Origin of the sequence: Rheinheimera nanhaiensis E407-8, assembly GCF_000296695.1 — a bacterium.
GTDB classification, from domain to species: domain Bacteria; phylum Pseudomonadota; class Gammaproteobacteria; order Enterobacterales; family Alteromonadaceae; genus Alishewanella; species Alishewanella nanhaiensis.
Map to the genome: position 1 here is coordinate 99,745 of NZ_BAFK01000014.1, position 10,035 is coordinate 109,779.

Annotated in this window: 9 protein-coding genes; 4 read left to right on the plus strand and 5 right to left on the minus strand. The window is 51.7% G+C overall.

Annotated elements, in window-relative coordinates; translation table 11 throughout:
- Window positions 1-176 precede the first annotated feature (176 nt).
- Complete coding sequence (locus RNAN_RS12360) at window positions 177-1,022, plus strand: tetratricopeptide repeat protein (protein WP_008222258.1); 846 nt, start codon at window positions 177-179, stop codon at window positions 1,020-1,022.
- 10 nt (window positions 1,023-1,032) lie between these two features.
- Here the strand turns inward: RNAN_RS12360 and RNAN_RS12365 are convergent, their stop codons facing one another.
- Together RNAN_RS12365 and RNAN_RS12370 are read right to left on the minus strand one after the other, a co-directional pair.
- The gene (locus RNAN_RS12365; RefSeq protein ID WP_008222260.1) at window positions 1,033-1,422 is read right to left on the minus strand and encodes a response regulator; all 390 of its coding nucleotides are present in this window, start codon (window positions 1,420-1,422) and stop codon (window positions 1,033-1,035) included.
- Window positions 1,419-3,278, minus strand: a complete 1,860-nt coding sequence (locus tag RNAN_RS12370) for a GAF domain-containing sensor histidine kinase (RefSeq protein WP_008222262.1) — start codon at window positions 3,276-3,278, stop codon at window positions 1,419-1,421. The genes RNAN_RS12365 and RNAN_RS12370 overlap by 4 nt, the downstream gene beginning before the upstream one ends.
- Before the next feature lie 99 nt (window positions 3,279-3,377).
- Here RNAN_RS12370 and RNAN_RS12375 point away from each other — a divergent pair, with 99 nt between their 5' ends.
- The gene (locus RNAN_RS12375; protein ID WP_008222264.1) at window positions 3,378-4,559 is read left to right on the plus strand and encodes a methyltransferase; all 1,182 of its coding nucleotides are present in this window, start codon (window positions 3,378-3,380) and stop codon (window positions 4,557-4,559) included.
- Here the strand turns inward: RNAN_RS12375 and yihG (RNAN_RS12380) are convergent.
- From yihG (RNAN_RS12380) to speA, 3 genes are all read right to left on the minus strand, one after another.
- Window positions 4,556-5,485 (minus strand): 1-acylglycerol-3-phosphate O-acyltransferase, YihG family, encoded by a 930-nt coding sequence (gene yihG / locus RNAN_RS12380; RefSeq protein ID WP_008222266.1) that lies wholly within the window; start codon window positions 5,483-5,485, stop codon window positions 4,556-4,558. The genes RNAN_RS12375 and yihG (RNAN_RS12380) overlap by 4 nt on opposite strands.
- The gene (gene yihG, locus RNAN_RS12385) at window positions 5,485-6,378 is read right to left on the minus strand and encodes a 1-acylglycerol-3-phosphate O-acyltransferase, YihG family (protein ID WP_008222268.1); all 894 of its coding nucleotides are present in this window, start codon (window positions 6,376-6,378) and stop codon (window positions 5,485-5,487) included. Before yihG (RNAN_RS12385) ends, yihG (RNAN_RS12380) begins: the two co-directional genes overlap by 1 nt.
- Window positions 6,379-6,477: 99 nt before the next feature.
- Window positions 6,478-8,364, minus strand: coding sequence for a biosynthetic arginine decarboxylase (gene speA, locus RNAN_RS12390; protein WP_008222270.1), 1,887 nt, complete (start codon window positions 8,362-8,364; stop codon window positions 6,478-6,480).
- 142 nt (window positions 8,365-8,506) lie between these two features.
- Here speA and speE point away from each other — a divergent pair, with 142 nt between their 5' ends.
- Window positions 8,507-9,364, plus strand: a complete 858-nt coding sequence (speE, locus tag RNAN_RS12395; RefSeq protein WP_008222271.1) for a polyamine aminopropyltransferase — start codon at window positions 8,507-8,509, stop codon at window positions 9,362-9,364.
- Between the two features lie 133 nt (window positions 9,365-9,497).
- Window positions 9,498-9,947 carry a DUF4124 domain-containing protein gene (locus RNAN_RS12400; RefSeq protein WP_008222273.1) on the plus strand — a complete coding sequence of 150 codons (450 nt, stop codon included), beginning with the start codon at window positions 9,498-9,500 and terminating at the stop codon, window positions 9,945-9,947.
- Window positions 9,948-10,035: the final 88 nt, after the last annotated feature.

Here is a 10,035-nt window from a genome sequence, read left to right on the forward strand (position 1 = left end):
TGGGCAGTCATTTTTTAGTGCGCCCGGATAATTTACGTGATAGACGGCCAGATGTCGATGCTTTTCCGCCAGCTTTTGCGACTTTAATCGGCCATGCTAAGGCTTGCAAAGCGGCCGGCCAGCCCACATAGTAACAACTAATTGAGTTTATATCGCCGTACAGGATTAATGCTTTTATGCAACAGCCAATAGTGGATGTGTCTCTTAATAATGCCCGTGAGGTGCTTGATGCCTCAATGCAAAAACTGGTGCTGTTTCAGTTTTGGTCGGCGCGCAGCGAAGGCTGCACGCAACTAAGCCCGGTGCTGGAAAAAATTGTTCGCCAGTACCCTAATCAGCTGCTGCTGGCGCGGGTAGATTGTGATAAAGAGCCTGATCTGGCCATGCAGTTTGGTGTGCAGTCGCTGCCGACTGTGATGATGATTAAACAGGGCCGGCCGGTCGATGGTTTTGCCGGGGTGGAAACCGAGCAGGCGATCCTGACCAAACTGGCGGCTTATTTACCCAAGCCGGAAGATGAGTTACTGGCACAGGCAGAGCAAAAACTGGCTGAGCAGGACTATGCCGCAGCATATCCGCTGCTAAAGCAGGCGTTAACCCTGGCCCCTGCGCGCAGCGACATTAAAGTGTGGCTGGCTGATACCGCCGTAAGCCTGGGCCAGTTACCGCAAGCTGAAGCCCTGCTGGGCGAGATCAAACTGGCTGAGCAGGATGCCTTGTACAAAAGCGTACAGGCCAAGCTGAAGTTGGCAAAAGAAGCCGCCGACACGCCGGAAATTCAGGCGCTGCAAGCGCAATTGGCACAGGATGACAGCAACCAGCAGCTGAAAGAGCAGTTGGCCATTCAGTACCAGGCGGTGCAGCGCAGTGAAGAAGCGCTGGCGCTGCTGCTTAGCATACTGCAACAAGATCTGAATTTTGGCAGCAGCAAAAAGCTGTATCTGGATATCCTGGCTGCGCTGCCTAAGGGCGACAGCGTGGCTAACCATTACCGGCGCAAGCTGTATAGTCTGCTGTACTAAATCTGTTGTACTAAGCCTGATGAAAGTCTTGCCAGATTTGCCTGATCTGGCCGGACAGTGCCATAGGGTCAAAGGGTTTTACCACCACATCAGCGGCGCCCAGGGCTTTGTATGACTCTACCTCACTGCTTTGTACCTTGGCGGTCATAAATACGGCCGGTACCTTTGATAAATCAAACTGCTGACGCAGTTGCTGTAGCGTTGTCGGGCCATCCATGCCCGGCATCATCACATCAAGTAAAATTAACTGTGGCGCAAAGGCCGGGTAGTCGTCCAGCGCCTGTTGGCCACTGCTGCAGGTATGCACGGTAAAGCCGCCAACGGCCTCCAGCGCAATTTTTGCGACCTGCTGAATCGAAGGATCGTCTTCTACATGCATAATGCGTTGTAGTGCCGTCATAGTATTTCCTCTGAATGTTCTGTAATGCGTTCTACCGGCAGCAGTAAATAAAATTCGCTGCCTTTACCCTGCTCCGAGTGAAAGCCGATATTGCCCTGCATCTTATGCATCAATTGCTGGCTAATGGCCAGCCCCAGGCCAGTGCCGCCCTTAGTTTTGCTGTCTGAACTGTCGGCCTGCGAAAACTTACTGAAAATATAGGGCTTAAAATCGTCACTGATACCGCAGCCGCTGTCTATCACGCGGATCAACGCCGTATCGTCTTGTTGTTGCAGCACCACCTTCACCACCGCTTGTGGTGGTGAAAATTTTGCCGCATTCGACAGCAGATTGGTCAGTACCTGCTGTAAGCGCATATTATCAACCCGTACCCAAATATCGGTCGGATCGGCATCCAACTGGTAGCTTACCTGATATTGCTGGGCATAACTTTGGTTATCGCGCAGCGCCGCCTGAATAATCGGCAGCAGCGGTTGCGGCTGCATATCAAACTGCATTTTGCCGGCGATCAGTTTATCCATATCCAGCAAGTCGTTAATCAGTAGCTGCAATTTCTTCACATTAGCCTGTGCCAGCTCAGTCATTTGCCGGGCCTGCTCCGGCAGCGCGCCGAATACCTGGCCATGCAACAAGCCAATGGCGCCGCTAATCGCGGTTAGCGGGGTGCGCAACTCGTGGCTGACCGTTGAAACAAACTCATCTTTTAGCCGCTCTACACGTTTGCGCTCGGTTAAGTCACTGATAAAGCCGTGCCACAGCACACTGCCATCGGGCTGTTGCTCCGGCATTGAGCGGCCGGTCACCCAGATATACTCGCCATCTTGTCGGCGCACCCGATAATCGGTTTTCCATAAACTTAAGCTGGCTGCTGAGGCGGCAACACTGTCCTGAACGGCGGCCAAATCATCCGGGTGGATCAGCGCGAAGACGGCTGAGGCGTCGTCTTTAACCTGCTCTGGCGTTAGCTGATAAATATCGCGGATCCCTTCGCTACAATAAGGGAAACTGCTGCTGCCATCCGGTTTTAGCTGAAACTGAAACACCATGCCCGGCAACTGACTGGCAATTTTCTTCAGCCGCTGCGCCGCATCAACCTGAGCTTCCAGATACTGCCGGCGCTCTATACTACTGCCAATCCAGCGTGCCAGCAGGCTGACAAAATCACACTCCAGCTGGCTAAAGGGCGTGGCTCTGGCTGTAGCAGAGGAAAAACTGACGGTGCCAAAGGGCTTACCATCGACTTGTATGGCACTGCCGATATAACTTTCCAGCGCAAAAGTTTTAAAACAAGGGTGCTGCGCATGCTGGCTTTGGCTCATCTGGTCAATGGCCAGCACGGTGCCGCGGGCCAGTGTTAAGCTGCAGTAAGTGTTACCCAGCGCAAAATGGCTGCCATCCTGCAGTAAACCTTCCGGGGCACTGTGCACCAGTACCTGATAATCCTGTTGCTCAATTTTGCTAACAATCGCAATAGGTAATTGCAGGTAGTCTGCGGCTACCTGCAGGGCTTGCCTAAGTTGTTTGCGCCAATCCGGATCGAAGCTGGTGGCAATATTGTTTAGTGTGCTAAGCGCTTGCTGATAATTGTTGTTTTGGCGCGAAGCCAGCTGTTGTTGTAATTGTTCTGCCTGCTGTGCTTGTTGTAACAGCCGTTGAAATAAGCAGTCTATTTCGCGCACCAGCAGCAGTAAAATCAGCTCACTGGCTAAAAAGGCCACCAGCCAGCGTAATAACAGCTGCGGACTGGGGGTTTGCTGATAACCCTGCCAGCTAAGATAGCCAAACAACAATATCAGCAAAAAACTGCCCAGCCAGGCAAGAAACTGTGTGGTCCGGTTAACGCCCTGGTTTATCATAGTGGCCTTAATTGATCTGCACCGCTTTACTATAAAGCACAACAATAGGGCTGGCAAAATGGCAGGCATAGCTTTTTACTGCGCCCCGGGTAGCGGGTTATGCAACAGGACTTAGCCGGCTACTTTCATCAGTTGAGTCAGTTACTGGTGCACTACCGCCAGTACTGGCAACTGCTGCCATTTCAGCATCAGGTGCTGCCCTGGGCCGGGCAGGCCTGGCAAGCACCGTTGGCGGCATTGACACCAGCCGGGTTAGACCAGGCTGAACAGTCGTCACAGTTACCATCGTGGCTTGCACCACACTTTGCTGCGCTATTTCAGCTGGTATCCCCGCTTGAGCAGGCGCCTGCTGCTGAGCTGTCTGCCTTGCCGTTTTGGCTGCAAACCGGTATTAGCGGGCGCAAGCTTGAGCAAATTGATGCGCTGTGCCAGCAGTGGTTGCCCGCTACGCTGCCTGTGCTGGAGTGGTGTGCCGGTAAAGGCCATCTGGGCCGCATTCTGGCGCAGCGCTTTGGTCAGCCGGTAACCAGTGTCGAGTGGCAGCCACAGTTATGCGATGAAGGCGCCGCGCTGGCCGAGCAACATCAACTAGAGCAGCAGTTTATCTGTGCCGATGTGCTGAGCGAGCCGTTAACCGGGGTACTCAAACCCGCGCAGCATCTGGTGGCGCTGCACGCCTGCGGCGATTTACATATCCGCCTGCTGCAGCAAGCAGTGCAGCATGGTTGCAGGCAATTGCAGCTGGTGCCCTGTTGCTATCATTTAATTGCTGATGAGCTGTATCAGCCGCTGTCGGCGTTGGCGCAGCAACATAACCTGCGGCTTGGGAAAGATGACTTAAAGCTAGTGGTGCAGGGCCAGGTTACCGGTGGTGCACGGGTAAACCGCTTACGCCATACCGAGGTGCTATGGCGGTTAGCTTATGATGAACTGCGCGCCGACATCAGCGGCCAGCGTGCGTATCAGCCGTTATCGTCAGTGGCTAAGCACTGGTTTAGCGGCGATTTTGCCGGTTTTGCCCATTGGGCGGCTCATCAGCATCAGTTGACGCTGCCTGCCAGTGTTGATTGGCCAGCCTATCTGGCGCGCGGCGCTCAGCGGCAGTTGCTGGTGCGCCGAATTGAGCTGGTGCGGCATTTATTTCGCCGGCCACTGGAGCTGTGGCTGGCGCTGGATAAGGCGTTATATTTGCAGCAGCATGGCTACCAGGTAAGGCTGACACAGCTGTGTCAGCCTTCGATTACGCCGCGTAATATTTTACTCAGTGCCCGTAAAGCCTAACAGGCCAGGTGCTCGGTTTGTGTTGTGCTGGCGCGCTGCTGGTAGTATTGGGCGATTTGCTGATCTTTTAACTGCCAGCGTTGATTCAGCCACAGCTGAAAGCGCTGCCGAAACTGCTCATCGTTAAAGTAATCACCAATCACCTGCTGGTCTACCGGCAACACCTCTACCTGCACCACTACCCGTTTCAGTTTGCCCATCAGCATGTCCAGTGCCACATGATCCGGGTTATCCGGATACAGCAGGGTAAAGTCTAAAATGGCATTAAACTGCTCGCCCATGCTGGCCAGGGTAAAGGCAATACCACCAGCCTTGGGTGGCAACAGATACTGAAACGGGCTCTGTTTATGGGCTTTTTTCTGCTCGGTAAAGCGGGTGCCTTCAACAAAGTTAATAATAGTGGTGGGCACGGTTTTAAATTTCTGGCAGGAGGCGCGGGTGGTTTCAATGTCCTTGCCTTTGAGTTCCGGCCGTTTTGCCAGTTGGGCGGCACTGTAGCGTTTCATAAAGGGCATATCCAGCGCCCAACAACCGGTGCCTAAAAATGGCAGCCATTTTAGCTGATCTTTTAAAAAGAACTTCGGCTCAGGAATGCGGCTATGCGCCACGGTGCTCACCACCGGAATATCCAGCCAGCTTTTATGGTTAGAAATCAGCAGGTACCAGCTTTGTTTATCCAGCGTCTGGGCGCCGGTTACCTGCCAGTCGACGTGATTAAACAGATTAATCAGCGCGGTATTTACTGCTGTCCAGCCACGGTAGCAGCCCTTGCCGGCATAACCGGTTAAGCGGTGCACTGCTTTAAACGGCAGCAGCAGCTTAATTAACCCCAGTGGCGTTACTACGATGCCCCAAAACGCCAGGTTTAGTGCAAAGGCGCTAAAGCTGAATGGAAATAACAGCCAGCCTGGTAAAAAACTTAACATTACTGCTTAACTCCCTGTTGCAGCCTGCTCAGCTGCAAATCTTTTTGCTGCCACAGCTGATTAATCCACTGCTGAAAGCGCTCGCGGTAGGCGGCGTCGTTGTAGTCACCCACCAGCTCTGGTGTAATCGGCAGCACCTTTATTTGCACTGTTATATCACGAACTTTACCGGAGATATAATCCCAGAAACTGGGAATGCCTTTGGGATAATAAATGGTGATGTCGAGAATTTTGTGCAGCTGCTCGCCCATCGCGCCCAACACAAAAGCCGCGCCACCGGCTTTGGGTTTTAGCAGGTTTTGATAGGGCGATTGCTGCTTGTCGTGTTTTTCGCGGGTAAAGCGGGTACCTTCAACAAAATTCATAATGGCGGCCGGTTTAAAGCGGAATTTACGGCAGGCCTTACGGGTGGTTTCAATGTCTTTGCCCTGCAGATGCGGGTTGCGCTGTAAAAAGGCCTTGCTGTAGCGCTTCATAAAGGGGAAATCCAGCGCCCACCAGCAAATGCCTAACAATGGCACGTAAATCAGCTCTTTTTTCAGGAAAAACTTAATAAACGGGATCTTGCGGTTAAACACTTTTTGCAGCACCAGGATATCGGCCCAGGATTGATGATTCGCCAGCACCAGATACCAGTCTTTGCGTGACAGTTTTTCCAGCCCGCTAACATGCCAGCGAATACGGGTAAATAAATGGGTGGTAAAGTTATTTACGCTGATCCAGGCCACGGCACAGGCGTCCAGCAGGTAGGTCATCCAGCTTTGCCAGCGGGTTATCGGTGGCAGTTTTAGCAGCGCTAATAGCAATACCGGTACAAACCAGAACAGGGTGTTCAGAATGTATAGCAACAGCGATAGCGTGCCGGTAAGAGGACGCGGTAAAAAATGTAACATAGCAGCACCTGATAACAATGGCCGGCGGTTGGCAGCGGCTAAAAATAATAACAGCAGGCGAGCCTGCTGTTAACACATCGGATCAGATGCTAGTTTACCTTAATCTTCAAAATAGGTGTAACCGTAAACGCCGGCTTTCAGCTCATCCAGCAGCTCATCTTTTTTGCTGTCGTCCATCTCCAGTTTGGCCAGCTGTTTGGTGTAAGAGGCAATCAGCTTTTTCGCATCAAACTGCACATAACGCAGTACATCGGCAACCGTGTCGCCTTTGATGATATTGGTCAGTTTATAGCTGCCGTCATCGGTCAGCTCAACGTGTACTGAATCGGTGTCACCGAACAGGTTGTGTAAGTCGCCTAAAATTTCCTGGTAGGCGCCGACCATAAACATCCCCAGCAGGTATTGCTCATCTTCCTTATACACCGGCAGTGGCAGGCTTGGCTCTATACCATTGCCATCGGCATAGCTTTTTAATTGGCCGTCAGAGTCGCAGGTAATGTCCTGAATAATAGCGCGGTGATCCAGTGGCTCGTTCATCCGCTCCAGCGGCATGACCGGAAACAGCTGATCAATACCCCAGGCATCGGGCATCGACTGGAATAAGGAGAAGTTAACAAATAACTTATCGGCCAGCTTTTCGTTCAGCTCGTCATGGATGGAGCGGTGTGACCGCGCTGTCATATCCAGATTGGCTTTAACTTTGTTAATGGTAGCAAAGTAAATCTGCTCCAGCAGTGACCAGTCTTTCAGCGTTAATAAACCATGCACGTACTGGGCGTGGGCATCGGTAAAATAATGCACCGCATCATGGTAAGCCTCTATCGCCGTGCGCGGTGTCACATTCTGGTAAGCTTCCCACAGGCCCAAAATGACCGTAGGTGAGTCTTCGCTCGGCTCGGGCAGGTTAACCAGGCCCGGTGCGCGCTCAATATCAATCGCATCGGTTACCAATACCGCATGGTGGGCGGTCATCGCCCGGCCAGACTCGGTAATAATGTTCGGGTGCGGCAGGTCGTACTCGTCGCATACTTCTTTTAAGCCGTTTACCACGTTACGGGCATATTCGTACATGGTGTAGTTCATCGAGCAGGCCGAACGGGACTTCGAGCCTTCGTAATCGACGCCTAAACCACCACCCACATCGACGGTCGTAATAGGTACGCCTAAGGTGCGCAGCTCGGCATAATGGCGGGCACATTCACGGATGGCGTTATGAATATCGCGGATATTGGCAATTTGCGAGCCGATATGAAAATGCACCAGCTGCAGTAAATCCAGCTTGCCGGCATCGCGCAGCACATCAATGGCCTGCAGTACCTGAGTAGCCGTTAAGCCAAACTTGCCTTTCTCGCCACCGGTGTTTTGCCATTTGCCTTTACCCACCGAATTTAGGCGGATACGAATACCAATGCGCGGTGCTGTGCCTAAGTTATCAATTTCGCGCAGCAGGGTTTTCAGCTCAGACAGTTTTTCTACCACCACATACACGGTATGGCCCATCATCTGGCCAATGGTGGCTAAACGTAAAAACTCGCTGTCTTTATAACCGTTACAAACGATTTGCAGTGGCTGCTCGGTCACACCCAAAATGGCCATCAGCTCGGGCTTACTACCGGCTTCCAGGCCGACTTTGCCGCTATCGTGGCTAATAAGGCGTTTTACTACCGAAAACTGCTGGTTCACTTTAATCGGGTACACGGCGGTGTATTGGCCCTGATAGTCTTTTTCGGCCTTAGCACGCTGGAACGATTTAATTAAGGTATCTACCCGGTGCTGCAGAATGTCGGTAAAGCGCACCAGCACCGGCAAGGTCAGGCCTTCTTCTTTAAACCGGGCTGTTAGCTCAGGAAAGCGGATGCCTTTTTTACTGTGGTCCTGATCCGGATAAGCCACCAGATCGCCATCAGTATTGACATCAAAATACCCTTCACTCCATACCGCAACATTGTAAATAGAGCGTGCTTTTTCAGTACCCCAGTCGGCCATTGTCGTTCCTTTAAAATTAAGTTGGCTATAGTTTAAGGCTTATACGGCCAGGCTGCAGCAAAAAACACGAAAAACCGAAAAAATTTGAGTGTAAAGGCGCTAAAAGGCACAATACGCGCCCTGTTACGAAGAGGGGATCACTATGTCGGGTTTTAACAACAATTGGTACACCGAAATTTTCGCCGCCAGCGGCAGTGCTTTTGGCCTGCAAGTCACCAAAAAGCTGGATGAGGTGCAATCGCCATTTCAGAAAATTGAAATGTATGAGACCAGTCATTTTGGCAACCTGATGGTGATCGACGACGTTATTATGCTAAGCAGCCGTGATAACTTTTTATATCACGAGATGTTAAGCCACCCGGTGTTGTTTACCCATGCCAACCCGAAAAACGTGGTGATCATTGGCGGCGGTGATTGTGGCACCCTGCGTGAGGTGTTAAAACATCCTGGTGTGGAGTCGGTCACCCAAATTGATATTGACGAGCAAGTCACCCGGATGGCGGAAAAGTACTTTCCGGAGCTGTGCGCGTCAAATAATGACCCGCGTGCGACACTGAAATTTGATGATGGCATTAAATTTATGCGCGAAGTGCAGCCGGAATCCATCGACGTGATTATTGTCGACTCGACCGATCCGATAGGCCCGGGCGAAGGCTTGTTTAACCGCGCCTTTTACGACAGCTGCCGCAAAGCGCTGCGTCATGGTGGCATTTTAGTGCAGCAAAGCGAGTCGCCATTGATTCACATGCCGCTGTTAAAAGACATGCGCAGCGCCATGTTAGATGCCGGCTTTGATGCGCTGCAAACGCTGCTGTTCCCGCAAATGGTGTATCCGTCCGGCTGGTGGACTTGCACCCTGGCACGCAAAGGTATGGCCTTTAACGGTTTTCGCGAGGCCGATGCAGTAAAGGCGCCGTTTAACACCGAATATTACAACGCCGAGGTGCACAAAGCGGCTTCAGCCTGGCCTAACTTTATGAAGCAGGCGCTATTGGGCTAATTGCGCTGCCGCTAGGCAAATGGTGTTACCGCGACTAAGCTGAAAACTGGCTGAACCGAAAAATAAATGTGCAGGCTGACTTGCCTATTTGGCAAGCTTTCTGTACATTTATTGCTCATATGTGGGGTGGCAAATGAAGAAAATATCTTACCTGTTGTTTTTCGGCGCTTTTTCTGTTCAGGCTCAGGTTTATAAGTGTGAGCAAAACGGCGTGGTTGAATTTAGTCAGTTTCCCTGTGCCGGTGAAGCCGAGCAGGTTGATATGCGACCTTTAGGCACTGCTATGCTCGGTACCCGCAGCGAATTTAAACAACAAGTGGATGCGCTAAAACGTCAGGGCCGTTTTGTCGAGTTTCAGATCAGTAAACTGGAACAGGAAAAACAGCAAAAACTGGACGCGCTGAAAGCCGATTTGTACAAGCTACGCCGCAGCTTTCCTAAAGCGGAAGAGTTAGTCACCCTGCAACAAAAGATTGATCGTACTGCGCAGCAGTACGATGAAAAAATCAGTGCCGAGCGTGCCAACCTGGCCAGTCTGAAATCGAAAACGGTTAATTTAGAACGGCAATACGCGCAGAATTAGTGCTGACTGCTGGTATTGTCTGTTAACAAAAGCCTCGCTTCTCGCGCAATACTGTTCACTTAAGCGGTGACGCTTTGTGGTTAACCGG

What these genes read in the sequence shown, in the direction of transcription:
- yihG (WP_008222268.1), bottom strand. Translation starts at nt 6,378, where the DNA reads ATGTTACATTTTTTACCGCGTCCTCTTACCGGCACGCTATCGCTGTTG.
- RNAN_RS12370 (WP_008222262.1), bottom strand. Translation starts at nt 3,278, where the DNA reads ATGATAAACCAGGGCGTTAACCGGACCACACAGTTTCTTGCCTGGCTG.
- speE (WP_008222271.1), top strand. Translation starts at nt 8,507, where the DNA reads ATGTCGGGTTTTAACAACAATTGGTACACCGAAATTTTCGCCGCCAGC.
- speA (WP_008222270.1), bottom strand. Translation starts at nt 8,364, where the DNA reads ATGGCCGACTGGGGTACTGAAAAAGCACGCTCTATTTACAATGTTGCG.
- RNAN_RS12400 (WP_008222273.1), top strand. Translation starts at nt 9,498, where the DNA reads ATGAAGAAAATATCTTACCTGTTGTTTTTCGGCGCTTTTTCTGTTCAG.
- RNAN_RS12365 (WP_008222260.1), bottom strand. Translation starts at nt 1,422, where the DNA reads ATGACGGCACTACAACGCATTATGCATGTAGAAGACGATCCTTCGATT.
- RNAN_RS12375 (WP_008222264.1), top strand. Translation starts at nt 3,378, where the DNA reads ATGCAACAGGACTTAGCCGGCTACTTTCATCAGTTGAGTCAGTTACTG.
- yihG (WP_008222266.1), bottom strand. Translation starts at nt 5,485, where the DNA reads ATGTTAAGTTTTTTACCAGGCTGGCTGTTATTTCCATTCAGCTTTAGC.
- RNAN_RS12360 (WP_008222258.1), top strand. Translation starts at nt 177, where the DNA reads ATGCAACAGCCAATAGTGGATGTGTCTCTTAATAATGCCCGTGAGGTG.